This window comes from Agrobacterium sp. ICMP 6402 (assembly GCF_009498615.1).
GTDB lineage: Bacteria > Pseudomonadota > Alphaproteobacteria > Rhizobiales > Rhizobiaceae > Agrobacterium > Agrobacterium burrii.
In genome coordinates, this window is the sequence record NZ_QSNV01000001.1 from 319,402 (window position 1) to 337,837 (window position 18,436).

General features: G+C 60.0%; 17 protein-coding genes and 1 pseudogene. 8 read left to right on the forward strand and 10 right to left on the reverse strand.

Features of this window, described 5'->3' with window-relative positions; all coding sequences use genetic code 11:
• Positions 1 to 173 precede the first annotated feature (173 nt).
• Genes DXT96_RS01575 through thrC form a run of 4 tightly spaced genes read right to left on the reverse strand, consistent with a single transcriptional unit; the run spans position 174 to position 6,435 of the window.
• The gene (locus DXT96_RS01575) at positions 174 to 3,089 is read right to left on the reverse strand and encodes an EAL domain-containing protein (RefSeq protein ID WP_153513306.1); all 2,916 of its coding nucleotides are present in this window, start codon (positions 3,087 to 3,089) and stop codon (positions 174 to 176) included.
• Positions 3,086 to 3,685 (reverse strand): GNAT family N-acetyltransferase, encoded by a 600-nt coding sequence (locus tag DXT96_RS01580; RefSeq protein WP_153513307.1) that lies wholly within the window; start codon positions 3,683 to 3,685, stop codon positions 3,086 to 3,088. The genes DXT96_RS01575 and DXT96_RS01580 overlap by 4 nt, the downstream gene beginning before the upstream one ends.
• 32 nt (positions 3,686 to 3,717) lie before the next feature.
• Positions 3,718 to 5,016 (reverse strand): pitrilysin family protein, encoded by a 1,299-nt coding sequence (locus tag DXT96_RS01585; RefSeq protein ID WP_149899014.1) that lies wholly within the window; start codon positions 5,014 to 5,016, stop codon positions 3,718 to 3,720.
• 21 nt (positions 5,017 to 5,037) lie between these two features.
• Positions 5,038 to 6,435, reverse strand: coding sequence for a threonine synthase (thrC, locus tag DXT96_RS01590; protein WP_371418764.1), 1,398 nt, complete (start codon positions 6,433 to 6,435; stop codon positions 5,038 to 5,040).
• Between the two features lie 264 nt (positions 6,436 to 6,699).
• Here thrC and DXT96_RS01595 point away from each other — a divergent pair, with 264 nt between their 5' ends.
• Positions 6,700 to 7,239: a PilZ domain-containing protein gene (locus DXT96_RS01595; RefSeq protein WP_153514139.1), complete on the forward strand. Its 540-nt coding sequence runs from the start codon at positions 6,700 to 6,702 to the stop codon at positions 7,237 to 7,239.
• Between the two features lie 71 nt (positions 7,240 to 7,310).
• Here DXT96_RS01595 and DXT96_RS26850 read toward each other — a convergent pair whose 3' ends face one another.
• From DXT96_RS26850 to DXT96_RS01605, 3 genes and pseudogenes are all read right to left on the reverse strand, one after another.
• On the reverse strand, positions 7,311 to 7,625 hold the full coding sequence (locus DXT96_RS26850) for a BrnA antitoxin family protein (protein ID WP_194287589.1): 315 nt from the start codon (positions 7,623 to 7,625) through the stop codon (positions 7,311 to 7,313).
• Positions 7,626 to 7,637: 12 nt separating this feature from the next.
• Positions 7,638 to 7,799 (reverse strand): annotated as a pseudogene (locus DXT96_RS27105) (BrnT family toxin); the annotation flags it as partial.
• A gap of 71 nt (positions 7,800 to 7,870) precedes the next feature.
• On the reverse strand, positions 7,871 to 8,560 hold the full coding sequence (locus DXT96_RS01605) for an HAD family hydrolase (RefSeq protein ID WP_153513310.1): 690 nt from the start codon (positions 8,558 to 8,560) through the stop codon (positions 7,871 to 7,873).
• A gap of 221 nt (positions 8,561 to 8,781) precedes the next feature.
• On the opposite strand from DXT96_RS01605, the gene DXT96_RS01610 reads away from it, so the two are divergent.
• Positions 8,782 to 9,462, forward strand: coding sequence for a GntR family transcriptional regulator (locus DXT96_RS01610; RefSeq protein WP_153513311.1), 681 nt, complete (start codon positions 8,782 to 8,784; stop codon positions 9,460 to 9,462).
• A 47-nt stretch (positions 9,463 to 9,509) separates the two neighbouring features.
• The gene (locus DXT96_RS01615; protein ID WP_153514140.1) at positions 9,510 to 9,971 is read left to right on the forward strand and encodes a DUF1284 domain-containing protein; all 462 of its coding nucleotides are present in this window, start codon (positions 9,510 to 9,512) and stop codon (positions 9,969 to 9,971) included.
• Here the strand turns inward: DXT96_RS01615 and DXT96_RS01620 are convergent.
• Positions 9,931 to 11,031 (reverse strand): hypothetical protein, encoded by a 1,101-nt coding sequence (locus DXT96_RS01620; RefSeq protein ID WP_153513312.1) that lies wholly within the window; start codon positions 11,029 to 11,031, stop codon positions 9,931 to 9,933. The genes DXT96_RS01615 and DXT96_RS01620 overlap by 41 nt on opposite strands.
• Positions 11,032 to 11,265: 234 nt before the next feature.
• Between DXT96_RS01620 and DXT96_RS01625 the strand changes: the two genes are divergently transcribed.
• The 3 genes from DXT96_RS01625 (at position 11,266) to DXT96_RS01635 (ending at position 15,209) form a co-directional block, all read left to right on the forward strand.
• Positions 11,266 to 12,411: a site-specific DNA-methyltransferase gene (locus DXT96_RS01625; RefSeq protein ID WP_153513313.1), complete on the forward strand. Its 1,146-nt coding sequence runs from the start codon at positions 11,266 to 11,268 to the stop codon at positions 12,409 to 12,411.
• 558 nt (positions 12,412 to 12,969) lie between these two features.
• Positions 12,970 to 13,446 (forward strand): hypothetical protein, encoded by a 477-nt coding sequence (locus DXT96_RS01630; protein ID WP_153513314.1) that lies wholly within the window; start codon positions 12,970 to 12,972, stop codon positions 13,444 to 13,446.
• Between the two features lie 248 nt (positions 13,447 to 13,694).
• Positions 13,695 to 15,209 (forward strand): DegQ family serine endoprotease, encoded by a 1,515-nt coding sequence (locus tag DXT96_RS01635; protein WP_153513315.1) that lies wholly within the window; start codon positions 13,695 to 13,697, stop codon positions 15,207 to 15,209.
• Positions 15,210 to 15,275: 66 nt separating this feature from the next.
• On the opposite strand, the gene DXT96_RS01640 is transcribed toward DXT96_RS01635, so the two are convergent.
• Entirely contained in the window at positions 15,276 to 15,887 is a 612-nt protein-coding gene (locus DXT96_RS01640; RefSeq protein ID WP_153513316.1) for an HAD family phosphatase, read from the reverse strand.
• Positions 15,884 to 16,987 carry an A/G-specific adenine glycosylase gene (mutY, locus tag DXT96_RS01645; RefSeq protein WP_153513317.1) on the reverse strand — a complete coding sequence of 368 codons (1,104 nt, stop codon included), beginning with the start codon at positions 16,985 to 16,987 and terminating at the stop codon, positions 15,884 to 15,886. Before mutY ends, DXT96_RS01640 begins: the two co-directional genes overlap by 4 nt.
• Positions 16,988 to 17,084: 97 nt before the next feature.
• Here mutY and DXT96_RS01650 point away from each other — a divergent pair, with 97 nt between their 5' ends.
• Both DXT96_RS01650 and DXT96_RS01655 read left to right on the forward strand, forming a co-directional pair.
• On the forward strand, positions 17,085 to 17,612 hold the full coding sequence (locus DXT96_RS01650; RefSeq protein WP_153513318.1) for a DUF721 domain-containing protein: 528 nt from the start codon (positions 17,085 to 17,087) through the stop codon (positions 17,610 to 17,612).
• Between the two features lie 130 nt (positions 17,613 to 17,742).
• Positions 17,743 to 18,423, forward strand: a complete 681-nt coding sequence (locus tag DXT96_RS01655; RefSeq protein WP_149898756.1) for a DsbA family protein — start codon at positions 17,743 to 17,745, stop codon at positions 18,421 to 18,423.
• The last annotated feature ends 13 nt before the right edge of the window (positions 18,424 to 18,436 follow it).

Below are 18,436 nucleotides of genomic sequence, written 5' to 3' on the forward strand. Positions count from 1 at the left end.
GCTATAAAAATCCAAGACTTTTAGGAGAAGGAATAACCTCTCCTCCGTCATCCTCGGGCTTGTCCCGAGGATCTGCCAACGGTCATTTTAGGATGCGTGATTAGATCCTCGGGACGAGCCCGAGGATGACGTCGCGTTCGTCTAAAGCAGGACACATTGCCCCTGCTATCCCGTCACGAAGCCCGCTTCGTCGGCTGGAACCGCTCCCGCAGAAGCTTCAGCGCGGCGTCGCCCGAAACCGGGGTACCGAACAGGAAGCTTTGCCCGAAATGGCAATTCATGCGCGCCAGTTCCGCCGCATCCTCAGGCGTTTCGATGCCTTCCGCCACGACCTGCATGTCGAGCGCGCGCGCCATGGCGATGACCGAGCGCAGCAGCACATTGCGCTTGTCGCTGGTATTGGCCACCAGCGCCTTGTCGAGCTTGATGGTGTCGAAGGGGAAGCGGGTAAGATAGGCGAGTGACGAATAGCCGGTGCCGAAATCGTCCATGGCGAGGCTGAGGCCGGTTTCCTTGAGCTTCGAAAGCACCAGCCGCGCCTGTTCCGGGTTCTCCATGACAACGGATTCCGTCAGTTCAAGCTTCAGCTGCTGCGGATTGCAGCGGGTGCGCGTCAGCATGCTGCGCACATCGTTGTACAATTCGTTGTTCAGCAATTGCGCACTGGAAATATTGACGGAAATGAAGATCGGCATCTTCTCGATGGCGTGCTGCCAGTCCATCAGATCGGTCGCTGCGCGTTCCAGAGCGAACATGCCGAGCGGCTCGATCAGACCGGAGGCCTCGGCGATTGGAATGAACTCGCTCGGCGGAATATTGCCGCGCTTGGGGTGTTCCCAGCGCATCAGCGCTTCAAAGCCGGCCAGCTCGCCATCATCAAGCTTGACGATCGGCTGGTAGGCCAGCGACAGCTCCTTGCGCTCGATGGCGCGGCGAAGGTCGCTTTCCATTTGCAGCCGGTCGGTGCCGGAGGTTCGGAAGGCGGGGCGGAACGGCTCGACACGGTTGCCGCCGGCGCGCTTGGCGCGATACATGGCCAGCTCCGCATCGCTGAGCAGTCCGGCAGCACTTTCCTGCTGGTCGATCCATGAGACGAGGCCGATGGAGGCGGTGAGGATGATTTCGCGATTGGCGAAATTGATCGGCACCATGATCGCCTTGTTCACCGCATCGGCAAAATCGGCCACACGCTGCGGATCGCGCTCCGAGGTCAGGATCAGACCGAATTCATCGCCGCCGAGACGCGCCAGCGTATCCTGCGGTTTCAGCAGACGGCGCAGGCGCCGGGTCAGCGCGATGAGAATGTTGTCGCCCGCAGCAATGCCCAGCGTATCGTTGACCAGCTTGTAGCGGTCGATATCGATCGCCATCACGGTCGGCCGCACGCCCTCGCTATCGGAGGAAAGGTTGAGGATCGATTGCAGGCGGTCGAGAAACACCTGCCGGTTCGGAAGCCCGGTCAGATTGTCGTTCATCGCATCCTGCAACAGCCGCTCGACCGAATTCTTCTGCTCGGTAATATCGGTGATGGTGCCGACGCAGCGGATGATTTCACCGTTGGAGCCGAGAACCGGACGGGCGCGGATTTGCAGCCAGTGGAAATGTCCGTCTTCGGCGCGAATGCGGAATTCGTGGTTGAGACGGCCCTTGCGATGGTCGAGCAGCACGTCAAGCGTCGCCTTGAACCGGTCGCGATCGTCAGGGTGCAGGCGCGGCAGCCAGTTGCGCGCAGCGCCATGCATGGTGCCGGGCTCCAGCCCCAGCCGGTTGGAAATGTCAGGCGTGGTGACGATGCGGTCGCGCGTCACATCCCAGTCCCAGACCGTGTCGCCGCTTCCCGTCAGCGCCAGCGACTGGCGTTCGAGGTCTGAAAACAGGCCTTGCTGATAGGCACTGCCGGCAAAGGCATGCTGGATGACGGTGAAGCCGATCAGAAGCACGATCAGCACCAGCCCGCCACCGAGCGCCGGCTGCACGATGTCATTGTCCAGCTGCCCCGTCACCGTCAGCCAGCCGCCGAACAGCCAGACGAGGATGAGCGCCCATGATGGAACCAGCAGAATGGCCCGGTCGTAACGGTTGAAACCGAGATAGACGATAAGCGCGATACCGGCCGTCGCCGTCAGCGCAAACGACACGCGGGCAATGCCTGACGCGACCGAAGGATCGTAGATCGCGACGCCGAACAGCAACGCGAGACCCACCACCCACGCAAAGGTCGCGTAACCCAGATGCGCATGCCAGCGGTTGAGATTGAGATAGGTGAAGAGGAAAACCACGAAGCTGGAGGCGAGCGCCACTTCGGCACCCGCCCTCCATATTCGCTGGTCGCTTGAAGTGACGGTGATGAGCTTTTCAAGAAAGCCGAAATCGACGCAGATATAGGCCAGAACCGCCCAGGCGAGTGCCGCCGAGGCCGGCAGAACCGAGGTGCCCTTGACGACAAAAAGGATGGTCAAAAGCACGGCCAGCAGGCCGGCAATGCCAAGCACGATGCCGCGATAAAGCGTAAAGGCGTTGATCGTGTCCTTGTAGGCTTCCGGCTCCCACAGATAAAGCTGCGGCAGCTGCGGTGTCGAAAGCTCGGCGACGAAGGTGATGACGGAGCCGGGGTTGAGCGTGATGCGGAACACGTCGGCATCCGGGCTCGGCTGCCGGTCGAGCGCAAAGCCTTCGCTCGGCGTGATCGCCATGATGCGCTGCGAGCCGAGATCGGGCCAGAACAGCTTGGAATTCACGAGGCGGAAATGCGGGGCGACGATGACGCGCTCCAGCTGTTCTTCCGAGACGTTGGCGAGCGCGAAAACCGCCCAGTCGCCCTGGTGGTCGGTGGAGCTGGCGCGCACCTCGATACGGCGGCGGATACCATCAGGACCGGGTGCGGTCGAGACCTGAAAGGCTTCGCCCTGATTGGCATAGATATCGGTGGTGGCGGTGAGGTCGAGGGCCGTGTCGTCACGGGAAATCTTCACCGGCTCGAAAGCATAGGAATAGGAGGAGAAAAGCAGGAAAAGCAGGAAAAACGGTGCAGCCAGTGCGATTGCCGCCAGACGTTTCGACAAGCAAGGCGCAGGGTGATTGTAGGTCATGTATCGTACTTCGTTCCGCCGGAGCTTTGCTTGTCGGCAAGAAGGGAAAACATCATATGATCCCGCCATTGGCCATTGATTTTCAGATATTCCCGCAAGAGGCCTTCCCGCTGGAAACCGGCATTTTCGAGAAGCCGGATGCTTTTGAAGTTTTCCGGAATACAGGCTGCCTCGATACGGTGCAACTGAAGTCCGTTAAAGATGTATGGTATTACCAATTTTAATGCGGCAGACATATGGCCTCGTGCCGCGTGGCGCTCGCCCACCCAGTAGCCGATCATGCAGCTCTGCGCAGCGCCCCGGCGAATGTATCCGATGGTGATGCCGCCGACGAGCAGCGTCTCTTTTTCGAACAGCAGAAACGAGACGGCGGTGCCGGAGGAAAATTCCTGCCCGTTGCGCACCACGCGCGTGCGGTAGGAGCCTTCCGTCAGTTCATCCGGACGCCAGGTAGGTTCCCAGGGCTGGAGAAACTGCCGGCTTTCGGAGCGCAGCACGTGCCATTGCCTGAAATCGCTGTAGCGCGGCAGTCTGAGAAGATAGTCGGCGCTGCGCAGTTCGGGCGTGTCGCTATGTCGGGAAAGAAAACGCAGCATTCACCATCCCTGTGCGGAAGAAACCGCCATTCTCAGCCGTTCGCCTTTATCCTTGCAGGCTGCTGCGCGGAAAGCGCGGCAGTGATGTCTGAAAGAGGCGGCAGATGTTCGAGCGGGCCAATTGCGGACAATGTCGGAACTGTATCGAAAAACAGCCGTCCCGCAAGATCGGTCAGGCGTTCGCGCGTGATGTCGTTCAGGCGCTCCATCATCTCCTCATTGGGGATGGGCCGGCCGTAAAGCATCATCTGCCGGGCCATCTGGCCGGCGCGGGCGGCGGGGCTTTCCTGCCCCATCAGCAATTGTGCACGGATTTGCGCGCGGGCGCGGTCGATTTCTTCCTGATGGATGGTTTGGGAAGACTTGCGCAACTCGTCAACGATGACGGGCATCAGTTCCGGGAGGTCGTTGCCGCCGGTCGCCGCATGCACGCCGAAGATGCCGGTATCGGAAAAACCCCAATGGAAGGCATAAACGGAATAACAAAGGCCGCGCGCCTCGCGCACTTCCTGGAAGAGGCGCGATGACATGCCGCCGCCAAGAATATTGGCCAGAATCTGCGAACAATAAAAATCACGGGCGTGATAGGCCTTGCCCTCGAAACCGAGCAGCACCTGGGCGTCCATCAGGTCTCGGGTCTCGCGGATTTCGCCGCCGGTATAGATAGCCTTTTCCATGACGGGTGTTGCTGCCGGAACGAGCGGCAGCGAGGCAAAACGCTCTTCCACCTGCTTCACGAAGCTTTCGTGATCGACAGCACCTGCCGCGACAACGAAGATGCGGTCCGTCGTATAATTGCGGGCAAGATAATGCCGGATCTGACCACTGGTGAAGGATTGAACGGTTTCCGGCGTGCCGAGGATCGGCCGGCCAATGGTCTGGTCGCGATAGGCGACACCGGAGAAATTATCGAAGATCACGTCATCAGGCGTATCGGTCGCAGCGCCGATTTCCTGGAGAATGACGTTTTTCTCGCGCTCCAGCTCGTCTTCGTCGAAGAGCGATTCCGTCAGGATATCGGCAAGGATATCAACGGCGAGCGGGACGTGGTCTTTCAGGACCCGGGCGTAGTAGGAGGTTGTTTCCGTCGATGTCGCGGCGTTGACTTCGCCGCCGACATTTTCGATTTCTTCGGCGATCTGCCTTGCGGTGCGGCGCGCCGTGCCCTTGAAGGCCATATGTTCGAGAAGATGGGCGATGCCGTGTTCGGCAGTCGTCTCGTTGCGGGACCCGGATTTGATCCACACCCCAAGAGCAACGCTTTCGAGATGCGGCATTCTCTCCGTCACAACGGTCAACCCGGACGAAAGCCGGGTCACATTAACTCTCATACTCAACGTCTTTCCGCGTCTCTATTTGCCGGCGCGTGCATGTTGGCCGATGAAGGTTTCCACGGCTTTCAGCTCTGCGTCCAGAATGTCGAAACGCTCCTCCCGGTTCATAATGTCAGCTAACCATACTGGAAGCGCAGGCTCGATTGCGCAAGCGGATTTTACAGCCGCCGGGAATTTAGCCGGGTGAGCGGTAGACAGAACCACCATCGGGCTGGCGGCCTTTTCGTGCTTTTCCGCCACGAAAACGCCGGTCGCCGTATGCGGGTCGATCAGGTATCCGGTTTTCTCAAGCGTCTCACGGATCGTCGCCGCCACCTGCTTTTCGGTGGCGCGGCCGGCGCGGAAATCTCGTCTGATGAATTTCAGGGCCGCCGGCGGAATTTCAAACGCGCCGGACTGCTTCAGGCCGTCCATCGACGCCTTTACCGCAGCGGAATCACGGCCATAGGCTTCAAACAGCAACCGCTCGAAGTTGGACGAGATCTGGATGTCCATTGAGGGCGAGGTGGTGGGCTGCACACCGCGCATCTCGTAACGGCCTGTTTTCAGCGTGCGCGCCAGAATGTCGTTGTCATTGGTGGCGATGACGAGCTTGTCGATCGGCAGGCCCATCTTCTTGGCGACGTAACCGGCGAAGATATCGCCGAAATTGCCTGTTGGAACGGTGAAGGAAATCTTCCGGTCCGGCCCACCGAGCGACAGCGACGCGGTGAAATAATAAACCACCTGCGCCATGATGCGCGCCCAGTTGATGGAGTTGACGCCGGAAAGCTTCACGCCGTCGCGGAACTTCACGTCATTGAACATGTCTTTGACCAGCGTCTGGCAATCGTCGAAATTGCCGTTGATCGCCAGCGCATGCACGTTGGAAGCGGTGGACGTCGTCATCTGGCGCTGCTGCACCGGCGAGACCTTGCCGTTCGGGAAAAGGATGAAAATGTCGGTGCGCTCACGGCCGGCAAAGGCGTCGATCGCCGCGCCGCCGGTATCGCCGGAGGTTGCGCCGACAATGGTGGCGCGCTCGCCGCGTTCCGTCAGCGTGTAATCCATCAACCGGGCGAGAAGCTGCATCGCCACATCCTTGAAGGCGAGCGTGGTGCCGTGGAAAAGCTCCAGCACGAAGGTGTTCGGGCCGGTCTGCGTCAGCGGCACGACGGCCGGGTGGCGGAACGTCGAATAGGCGTCGTCGATCATCGCCTTGAATTTGTCTGCCGGAATTTCGCCGCCGGTGAAACGGTAGAGAACCTCGAAGGCGACGTCCTGATAGGACTTGCCGCGCAGGTTGCGGATTTCCTTTTTCGACATGGAGGGCCATTCGCGCGGCACGTAAAGCCCGCCATCACGGCCAAGGCCCGCCAGAAGCGCGTCGCAGAAACCAAGCGAAGGGGCCGCACCCCGGGTCGATACATATTTCACGAGATAGTCCCTTGTCCTTACCGTTCTTACCGGCGTCTTTATCGGCAGCGTCTCACGGAAATGAGGCGATTGGCGAGGTCATGAACGGCTTTTTTGAAAATTCAAGCAAAACCGAACATGCCAATCGATTTTTTCCGGCGTCGCTGCTATAGACCATCGCCAACCTGCGTGAAAGGTCAATAAACAGCGTCTCCGGTTCGGTTCCGGGACAATGGAGAGGGAATTAGAAGAGTGTCAGGGAATTTCTTGCGTTTGTCCGCCGCGATGTCGCTTCTCGCCGTCGTTGCAGGGTGCAATTCCTCCAATCCAGCGGACTCGCTTGCCATCAACCCTCCGGCGGCGCAGGCCAATGCCGTTGCCCCGGTGGTGCAGGCCAATTGCCCGACGGTTACAGTTCTCGACGCCAGCGCCGTCCACCGCGTTTATGCCGGCGGCGCCAAGGACGATCCGCAGAAACTCGTCTATCAGGTTTCGCTCTCCGACACGACGCGTTCGTGCAGCGCCAACGAATCGACGCTGACGGTCAACGTGCTGGCGCAGGGTCGCCTCGTTCCCGGCCCCATGGCCAAGCCCGGCCGCGTGACGGTTCCCATCCGCGTGACGGTGAAAGATGGTGACGGCGAAATCTACGGCGAAACGACCAATTTTGCCATCGATGTCCCGGCAGGTCAGGCCGGCACTCAGTTCATCTTCAACAATGACCACGTTGCCATTCCCAATGGCCCGGGCGGCGCGCCGAAGTCGGTCAGCGTCTATATCGGCTTCGGCGGCGAGAGCGCCAAGGCAAAGACCAAGCGCCGGTGATTTGACGGGCTAGATGAAAAAACCGGAGGCTGCTTCTGCAGGCTCCGGTTTTCTGTTGAGTGGCAACGAATTTAAATGCCTGCTGCCTTTCGTAAGGCCTCATTGATGCGGCTTTGCCATCCTTTGCCACTGTTACGAAAACGCTCCACCACGTCTTCATCGAGGCGCAGCGTCACCTGTTTCTTTGGTTTATCTACCGGCGGGCGGCCACGTGTCTTTCGGTATTCATTAATTGCTTCAAAAAAAGCGGGCGGCAAAACGTCCCGGGCAGGACGCGTATTGGCGAGTTCCTCTTCCGTCATTTCCGGAAAATCGACCGCGTTCCAGTCCGCTTCGGTATAGCCGTGTCCGGGTTTGAATTCTTTCAGTTTTGCAGCTTTGGCCATGGCAACAGTCCCGTTCCGGAAATGTCCTATCGCTTTGAAGCGCGAACTTCCCGATTCGGCCAAGCTTTTCTCGATGATGGCGTTCTCCCAGTCAAAGCCATCGATATCTGCAAAGTCGAAGCCGTGCTTCTCGATATTGGCGAGCCTCTTGGGCTCGTCCCATATGATTTTCATGAATTAATGTAGCTACATTTATTGAAAGATCAATGTAGCCATTCAGATCATGAAAGAATCGATTTCACAACTCAAAAAGCGCCTTCCCACTCGGCCATCGCCGCAATCACGGCGGGCAGGTCCTGCATGCGCGAAATCACCGTTTCCGCGCCCGCATCGGTCAGCCGGTCGGCATGGCTCGGATAGGTGTGGGATGCGCCGGTAAAGCCGATGACGCGCATGCCGGCGGCTTTCGCGCCGTGGATGCCGTGGACGGAATCCTCGATAACGACGACGCGGTCGGGGGAGACGCCGAACTGGGCCGCGCCATGCAGGAAGATATCCGGCTTTGGCTTCACACGGTCAGCGCCGAGGTCCTTGGCGGAATAGATATGCGGCGCGAAATAGGGCTTCAGGCCCACCTTCGTCAGCATCATGTCCAGACGGTGGCTGGAGGAATTCGAGCAGATGCAGCGCGGCGTGGTCAGGCGCGACAGCGCGAACTTGACGCCCTCTATGACCTTCACATCGCGTTCCAGCCGCGCATCGAGCAGCTTTTCCGACTTGTCGAGGAGGGAGGCGGACAGCGGAATGCTGGCTTCCTTTTCCACCTGCAAAAGGATGTTTTTCCAGGTCATGCCGGCAAAGCGCTCGCCCATTTCCTCGACGGAGATCGGATAACCGGCCTCGGTCAAAAGGCGGGATTCCACCTGTGCCGCGATGATTTCGGAATCGACCAGAACGCCGTCGCAGTCGAAAATAATGAGGTCGAAGCCGCTCATGGGCGCTCCCTGTATCGAATTTGCCTGGAAAAGTGATGCCGGGCTTTTAGACCATGTCCGCGCCAAGCTCAACCGGCTCACCCGCAAGGGTCGGTCCCATCAGGCTCATAGCTTGGTTCGGCTTCAGCAAGTGCCTGTACGGCTTTAAATATTCGCTGTCGCTTATTTCCCGCCTGCAAAAACCGCTACACAGTCTCGCGCCATATGCGTTATGGGATATTATGCCCAAGCCAGTGAAATCACGACCTGAAGACACCATTGCCGCACGCATCAGCCGTACGCTCGCCGAGCGCATCGTTCGCGGTGAACTGTCGCCGGGCGAACGCCTGCGGCAGGATCATATCGCCGCCGAATTCGGCGCGTCGCATGTGCCGGTGCGCGAAGCGTTCCGCAGGCTGGAAGCGCAGGGTCTCGCCGCCAGCATTCCGCGCCGGGGTGTCAGGGTCGCGGATTTCGGCCTTGACGACGTGCGCGAGGTGGCGGAAATGCGCGCAGCCCTTGAGGTTCTGGCGCTGCGCCACGCCATTCCCAACATGACCCCTGCCATTCTCGATCAGGCCGAGGCCGCAACGCTCGAAGGCGACAGCGCCGTCGATGTGCAGCACTGGGAAGAGGCCAACCGCCGCTTCCACCGCCTCATCACCGCGCCCTGCAACATGCCGCGCCTGATGGAAGCGATCGACGGTCTGCATGCGGCAAGCGCCCGCTTCCTGTTTTCCGCCTGGCGGGCCGGCTGGGAGCGCCGCACCGATACCGACCACCGGGCGATCATCGACGCGCTGCGCGGTGGCAGGGCGGAGGAGGCGGTGCGCATTCTCGACGGACATGTGCAATGGATCGGCCGCAAGGCGATCCGCACCTCGTCCGGCTCGGTGCGCGACGCCTTCGCGATTGTCGGATAGGCGGCGGCCCCGTGACTGTCCGGCTCCGCCCCCACCACCTTCTCTGTATGCTGACCTATGTGGGCAAGGGCTACACCTCCGGCTTCGTCGAAAATTACGACCGTGTCGCCGCTCGCCTGAATGCGGGCGAAGAGGATATCGAACTGGTGGACGGTCCCGATGATATCTGCGTCGGCCTGTTGTGCGAAAGCCATGCCCACTGTTTCAACGAGGGTGTGGTGCAGCGGGACGAGGCGGCCCGGCTTTCGGTTTCGACGCTTCTGGGCGAGACGCTCGCCCCCGGAAAACGGCTGCGGGCGACACCGGACTTTCTGGCGAAAATGCGTCTCGCTTTCGCCGCCGGAGATATCCGGCAGGCCTGTCGCGGTTGCCAGTGGATCAGATTGTGCGACCGCATCGCGGCGTCAGGGTTCGCCGGCGTAAAAATCGGCGAGCCGCCAGCGCGCCCGGCCGGGAAGCGGCTTGCACCTACTCCGCCACATTCGTCTCGGTTCTCTCGGCGGCCTTGACCGTCGCCTTGATTTCCTTGGGGTCGCGGCCGGATTTCTTGTCGTAGCTCACCTTTACCGAATAGTCGCCGGGATGCAGGGTTTCCTGATGCTGTGTGCCGTAGCGGCCGGAAATTTCTTTCTGCGTGCCCTGAAGGTCTTTGGTCGTCTCGACGATATCGATCCGCTCCGCGCCCGGAGCCGTGATCGCCAGAACGCCCGCATCGAGGTTGATGGTGATCTCGGACCGCTTTCCGGCGGTCACGGTGAATGGCTGCTCCACCGTCACCTTACCGAGACGGGCGCGCATCACGAAATCGCCGGCGGGCATTTCCATCATCTTACCGGTGCCGTAAGTCCCGTTGATGGTCTGGCGCGTGCCATCAAGCGTTTCCTTGGCCGACATCGCCTCAAAACGGATCTCGTCCGTTTCAACAGCTTTGCCGTCCTGCGCATAAACCGCCCTGGCTACCACCACGCCACTGGGGATGACAAGCTCGTGGCTGATCGTCTCGCCCGCCTTGACGGCAAGTGTTTCCTGCGCCTTTGCCGGGCCGATGCTGCCAGTGAGAACAATCTCGCCCGCCGGCACGAAGACCGCATTCTGGCCGTAGACGCTATCCCTAAAATCACCCTTGGTGATTTCGGTTTTCGCCTGGCTTTCCACATCGCCATCAGGGCTGCGTTTCGGCACGACAGTCAGTTCCGCCGCATCGAAATTCACCTTCGGTCTTGCGACGCTGCCATCCTTCACCTCGAAGGCAATTTCGCGGGTCACATTGCCCAGTGCCGCGACGCCGACATATTTGCCGGCGGGCAGTTTTGCCTCGAAGGTGGCGTCATAGGAGCCGCCGGCATTCTCGTCGGTTCGCGCTCCAGCGCGGTCGGTTTTGTAGAAATCCCAACGCACCTTGTTGCTGTTGCCAAGCGAAGGGCCGCCATCGAACAGCACCGCATCCGTTACCACGTTAAATTGCGCCGTTGGCGCCTGCGCCCGCAATGGCGATGGAAGCGCCGCAACGACAAGCGCAGCGCATACGATATGTGCGGAAAAAGAAGCCATTTTCATCATCGACCCCATTGCGGATCACCCCTTGCCATTGCCGTCTTCCTGCCGCGCAGAACAGCGCGACAGACTAACCCGTTGTGCACAACGTTTTCGTGCCGCTTCGGGTTCCCCGCCCGCCGCCGCAAATCCCACCTGTCAGCGTTAAAAGCTATTTATTTTGCGTTTTCCGTGACTTGTTCAGGCTTTGATAACCATCTTCGGTAACCATAAGCGTCAGTAGAGAGTAAGCGTATGGAGCGAGTACCAATGGCAGCAGTTTTTCCGCTGGCCGATTTTCGGCGTGCCGGTTTTGATCGTGCGGGCGAGAGTGACGCCTGGAAAGACAGCATCATCAAAGGTGATTGTGTCGCTGCCTTGGATGCCCTCCCGAGCCAGTCGGTCGATGCGATTTTCGCCGACCCGCCCTATAATCTCCAGCTTGGCGGCACGCTGCACCGGCCCGATCAGTCGCTGGTCGATGCTGTCGATGACGAATGGGACCAGTTCGCCTCCTTCGAGGCCTATGACGCGTTTACCCGCGCCTGGCTGCTCGCCTGCCGCCGCGTACTGAAACCCAATGGCACCATCTGGGTCATCGGCTCCTATCACAATATCTTCCGCGTCGGCTCCATGCTCCAGAACCTCGATTTCTGGATCCTCAACGATATCGTCTGGCGCAAGACCAATCCCATGCCCAATTTCAAGGGCCGCCGTTTCCAGAACGCCCATGAGACGATGATCTGGGCCAGCCGCGATCCGAAAGCCAAGGGCTACACCTTCAATTACGATGCGCTGAAGGCCTCCAACGACGATGTGCAGATGCGCTCCGACTGGCTGTTCCCCATCTGCAGCGGCCACGAGCGGCTGAAAGGCGACGACGGCAAGAAGGTGCATCCCACCCAGAAGCCGGAAGCCTTGCTGGCACGCATCATCATGGCGTCCACCAAGCCGGGTGACATCGTGCTCGACCCGTTCTTCGGCTCCGGCACCACGGGTGCCGTTGCAAAACGTCTTGGCCGCCACTTCGTCGGCATCGAGCGCGAACAGGACTATATCGACGCGGCCTCTGCCCGCATCGCCGCCGTCGAACCGCTCGGCAAGGCGGAACTGACCGTCATGACGGGCAAGAAGGCTGAGCCGCGCGTTGCCTTCAACACGCTGGTGGAAAGCGGCCTCGTCCGTCCCGGCCAGGTTCTGACGGATGCAAAGCGCCGTTATAGCGCCATTATTCGTGCCGATGGTACTTTGGCATCCGGCGGGACCGCCGGCTCCATTCACCGCCTCGGCGCGAAGGTGCAGGGTCTCGACGCATGCAACGGATGGACATTCTGGCATTTCGAGGACGGCGATGACTTGAAGCCGATCGACGATCTGAGAACCATCATCCGCAGTGAAATGGCAAAGGCCGAATAGTCAAAAGCCTTGGAGGCTGGAGACGGACGATCCACCGCCCGCCCTTGTCAGAATACGTCTCCGTCCGGTTTAGTACCTTCAGTCCCGGATGGAGAACGACCAAAGCCCGGCACCTCGGTGTCGGGCTTTGGTATTTTCGAATATATTATTTTAGCCAGACAAGTTTCGCGCAAGAGACGGCCCATACTGTCTTGGTCAAAGCAGTGGTTGTGAAAATCCGGTTCGGACAGATCACGAAAACATTGCTGTCCCATGCCGCTTGCGGCAGGACTGGCGCAGGCCGGAGACCGCCATTTCCGCCTGCGCCAATTTTCTTTATGCGGTCTCCGCAGGCGTTCCTGCGCCGCTCCATAGCGGCTCGCCCGGCCAAGACGAGTTCCCTTGCCTTAACATTAGATGTCCTGCGCGTTACGGAAGATTAACGTGACGCTACACACGGCGGGGAGTACATATTCTCCCAGGCTGAGTGTCGCCGGTGACCGGAAACGATCGCGACGCGACGATGCGAGACAGCCGGATTCGCGAGGCGCAGACCTGCGATGAATAAGGAGGCGTGCCATGCGCTCGCTTTTCAAAACAGTCACAATTGCATCCTTCATTCTGGCGGCCGCCACCGGCGGTGCTTTCGCGGCCGGACATTCGCATGGCGAGCATTCCGGTTCCGGCGGAATGCATAGCGAACGGTCCCACGATTTCGATCGGGGTGGGAGACATTTCTTCCGCCATAACGATGACGACCTGTTCATGAACGACATGTATACCGGCTATACCGGCCCCGCCGCTTACGGACAGAGGCCGCATCTGGTTCGCGTTCTCCATGAGCTTCGCGTCGCCGACCACAGGATCGACTTCGAACGCCAGCAGGGCAAGTTGACCGCAAGCGCATTCAACAGGCTCGAAAACGAAGCTTCCGCAATCCGCACCCAGGCATTGAAAACCGCCGACATGCATCGTGGCTATATTCCCATGAAGGCGTTTGCCACGCTTCAGGGCGAAGTCCGGCAACTTGACCGGAATATCGTTCGAATGAGCTGACCGGGGCTATTCTGTCCTCGGCAGCATGAGGACAGACCAGGCTGCCACGAATAGTGCCGGAGAGCGGTGACAACGCTGCGACCCGCCCTCCGGCCTTCAGGAATATCACCCCGTTCGGGGTTGCGCGGATTTCGAAAGAAACGATCGAAAACTCAAAAAACCATGTGCCCGGCCGGATGCATGGGGTGCGGGCAAGCCTGCTCCCCGATGGCTGAGGCCTTGAGCATGTCCTTGAAAGGAGAAACGTCATGTCCGGCATTCTACGCAGATATCGCATTGCAGCTTTGCTTGGCGCAGCCTTTGTCGCCGCACCGCTTGTGACGCCCGTCTTTCTGCATAACACCCCCGCTTTTGCCCAGGCCGGATTATCGGCCGTTCCCGGTCCGGTGACGTCAGGCGGTTCCTTCGCCGGGATCGTTACCGCCGACAAGCCGGCGGTGGTGACCGTCACCACCGAAATGAAAACGCAGGAACAGGCGACCGATGACACCACGCCGTTTGACCAGCAGTTTCGGCAGTTCTTCGGCGAGCAGGGCATTCCCCTGCCGCAACAGCAGCCGCAGCAGCGTCAACCCCAGATCGCGGAAGCGCTGGGTTCCGGCTTCATCATCTCGCCGGACGGCTATATCGTCACCAACAATCACGTCATCGACAATGCCACCTCCATCAAGGTGACGCTGGATGACGGCACGGAACTTCCCGCCACGCTTGTCGGCGCCGATCCGAAATCGGATCTGGCCGTCCTCAAGATCACCGCTTCCAAGCCGCTGGCGGTGATTTCCTGGGGGGATTCCGACAGGCTGAAGGCCGGCGATCAGATATTGGCAATCGGCAATCCGTTCGGCATCGGCACCACGGTCACGGCCGGCATCGTCTCGGCCCGTGGTCGCGATCTACACAGCGGACCCTATGACGATTTTATCCAGATCGACGCGCCGATCAATCACGGCAATTCCGGCGGTCCGCTGGTCGATGTCGAAGGCAAGGTCGTCGGCATCAACACGGCGATCTATTCACCGAATGGCGGCAGCGTCGGTGTCGGTTTCGCCATTCCTTCCGATCAGGCGCAGAATGTCGTCGTCCGCCTCATGAAGGATGGGTCGATCCACCACGGCTTCATTGGCGTCCAGATACAGCCGGTGACGCCTGACGTGGCCAACGCCATCGGCCTTGCCACGCCGGAAGGTGCGCTGGTCGCCAAGGTGGAAGCGAGCACGCCCGCAGGCCGCGCCGGCATCAAGACCGGTGACGTGATTACCGCGCTCGGCGGCCAGGCGATCAAGTCCCCGCGCGACCTGTCGCGCATGGTCGCCGATCTGTCGCCGGGTCAGAAGGAACACGTTACAGTCTGGCGCCAGGGCGAGACGAAAGACTTGCTTCTCACCGTGGGTGGCAATGATGGCCAGAGCGCACAGGCATCCCCTGACAATGGCCAGCAAAAGGGCGACACCTCATCGCAAGCCCTGCCGATGATCGGTATCGGACTGGCCGATATCACCCCGGCGATCCGTGAATCCCTCAATCTCCCGCAGGATGAGAAGGGTACGATCGTCGAAAGCGTGACACCCTCCAAACCCGCCGCCGAGGCCGGTTTGCAGGCGGGAGATGTGATCGTTTCAGTCAATCAGACCGCGGTGAAATCGGCTGCTGACGCCAAGGCGGCCATTGCGCAGGCCGGCAAGGCCGGTCGCAAATCCGTTCTGCTGCTCATCCAGCGTGGCGATTCGCAGACCTATGTCGCCGTGCCCTTCGCACAGGGCTGAACGCCGGTTTTCCGGTAAAATCTCAGGGAACGGGCAACTCCATAGGAGCTGCCCGTTCTGTCATTTTCAGGCATCCACCCCATAGGCCCGCAGATCCTGCCGCAGCTTTTCCGCGCCGGTGAAATGCAGCGCCTGCCAGCCGGCTTGCTTTGCGCCTTCCACATTCGCCAGCGTATCGTCGATGAAGATGCTGGCAGCGGGATTGAGGCCGAATTCCTTGGCGTGCAGATCGTAGATCGCCACGTCAGGTTTCAGCAGCTTCACATCGCCCGAAACCGTCACGCCGCGCGGCAAAGTCAGGAAGGGAAACATCTTCTGCGCCTCACGAAACGTATCGGAGGCGAAATTGGTGAGCATCGTCACGTCGTGGCCACTGTCGATCAGGCCAACCATGATCGCGACGCTGTCATCATAGGAATGCGAGACCATCTCGTGCCAGAATTTGCGGAAGGCGCGAATATGTTCTTCCCGTTCGGGAAACTGCTCCAGCAACAGCGCTTCGGCATCCTCCCAGCGGCGACCGCGATCCTGTTCGAGGTTCCAGTCGTGGGTGCAGACATTGTCGAAGAACCATTGGCGCTCGTCGGCATCGGGAATGAGACGGCTGTAGGGGAGATGCGGATCGTAGTGGATCAGCACTTTGCCGATGTCGAATACGATATGCTCAATCTTGGTCATCGAAATTTCCTGCGTTCATCGAATGCGGATGGAATAGCCTGCGCGATGACTTTTTTCATCACCGTTGGCAGCGCCTGCGCGTCAAGATTTGTAACCGGCTCCCACCATCCGTCATCCGCCCCTGTTTTGAGGCTATCCGGCACCTGCACGCGATAGACGGTGAGCCGCAGCTCGAAATGGGTGAAGACATGCACGATCACGCCCGCCGCCTGCCAGCCGGCGGAAAAGGGCGCGTGGTTCGTCTCCGTGCCGCCATCCACGCGGGCGGTCCATGCCGTTGTCGGCACCTCGGTCATGCCGCCGAGAAGCCCGCTGTCGATGCGCCGCCGTAGCAGGATTTCGCCGCTCGTATTCACCGCCACGAAGGCGGCCCCAAGCCGCACCGGCTTTGCCTTTTTCGCAGGCTTGACTGGAAAACGCTCCGGCTCGTCATGGGCAAGCGCCAGACACTGGCCATTGAACGGACAGAGCGCACAGGCCGGCCGTTTCGGCGTGCAGATCGTCGCGCCGAGATCCATCATCGCCTGGGCAAAATCGCCGGGCCGGTCGGCAGGGGTGAGTGCCGCCACCTTTGCCTTCATGGCGGGTTTGGAGCCGGGCAGGGGGGCATCGATGGCAAACAGGCGGGAGATGACGCGCTCGACATTGCCGTCCATGACAGCCGCCTGCCGGTTAAACGCGATTGCCGCCACGGCGGCAGAGGTGTAATCGCCGATGCCGGGCAGCTTTTTCAGGCCCTCTTCGGTATCCGGAAAGACGCCGCCATGCTCTTTCGCCACGGCTTCCGCGCATTTTTTAAGGTTGCGGGCGCGGGCATAATATCCAAGCCCCGCCCATGCGGCCATCACATCCTCAACCGGTGCCGCCGCCAGATCGCTGACGGTTGGCCAGGCGGCGAGAAACTTCAGAAAATAGGGTTTTACCGCCTGCACCGTCGTCTGCTGCAGCATGACTTCCGACAGCCAGACGTGATAGGGATCGGCACGTTGTCCCCGCGCGGCCATGGCCGGGGAGGTGCGCCACGGCAACTCGCGATGGTGGCGGTCGTACCATGCCAGCAGCATCTGCGCGTGAGACGGCGGGGCGGTTTTCTGGAGCATGGTTTGCCGTTTCCGTTGGATTCGGCCTATAGTTGGGACATCAGGACCGGCCGATCAAGAACACCCCGATGGTGCGGTCAAAAATCGCGAGTGAAACATGCGTTATCCCCAGAAGGGCGTCGGATACAAGAAGGGCGTGGTACAGATCGCCGAAGTCGCCAATGGCATCATGGATCCGGTGCTGTCGAAACGCGCCGGCATCAACACGGCGCTGCTCGGCTCATGGGACGAGATCGCAGGTGACGACTTTGCCGATTGCACCCGCCCGGAAAAGATCACGTGGCCGCGCCGCGACGAGGGGCCGGATCGCGGTGGCTATCAGCCGGGTGTGCTGACGATTGCCTGCGAAGGCGCACGCGCCCTGTTTCTCACCCACGCACAGGGCGAACTCATCGCCCGCATCAACGGCTTTTTCGGCTTTCCGGCGGTGCGCCAGATCAGGATCGTGCAGAAGCCGGTTTCCCAAACCATTGCCCGCAAAAGAAAACCGCCGCCGCTGCGCGGCGATGCGGCAAAACGTCTCGATGACATGATGCAAGGCATCGAGAGTGAGGCGCTGCGCAAGGCGGTGGAAAGACTTGGCACGGCGGTTTTGCAGAGGAAGCCGGGGCGCAAGACGATTTGATGAAAGAGGTGCCGTCCTTGACTGGTCACAATTCTTTGACAGGAAGAGTTCAAAACCCCGCTTGTGATGAACAGGCCGTCGCTATATCGGAATCAACAGACAATAGAGTCTATTACCAACAGGTGCTTTCATGCATTTTCCCGAACTGACTATTTCCCGTCGCAGCCTGCTTGGCGGTGTTGCCCTTGCCGCCGTTGCCGCAGCCCTGCCGTTTGCCTTTGCGCCGGGCATCGCCGAAGCGCAGGAATTGCCCCAGTCCACCGGTGATGTGGATATGGCTGCGGTGATGAAGCCCGGCCCGCTGCCGGAAGCAGCGCTCGGTGATGCCAACGCGCCCGTCAAGATCGTCGAATATATGTCGATGACCTGCCCGCATTGCGCCAATTTCCACAACAAGACCTTCGACGAGATCAAGAAGAAATACATCGATACCGGCAAGGTCTATTTCGTGCTGCGCGAATTCCCGTTCGATCCGCGTGCCGCTGCCGCCTTCATGCTGGCGCGTTGCGCACCGGAAGGCCAGTATTTCCCGTTCGTTTCCATGCTGTTCAAGCAGCAGCAGGGCTGGGCCACGGCGCAGGATGCCCGCGGCGCTCTGCTGCAATTGTCTAAAATGGCCGGTTTCTCACAGGAGTCTTTCGAGGCCTGCTTGACGAACCAGAAACTTCTGGATGATGTGAACGCAACCATGCAACGCGGTGCGACGGAATTCGGCATCAACTCCACGCCGACTTTCATCATCAACGGCAAGAAATACGCAGGAGACATGTCGGTTGAAACCATGTCGGCTGTCATCGACAAGCTGCTCTGATCGCCGAACCCCG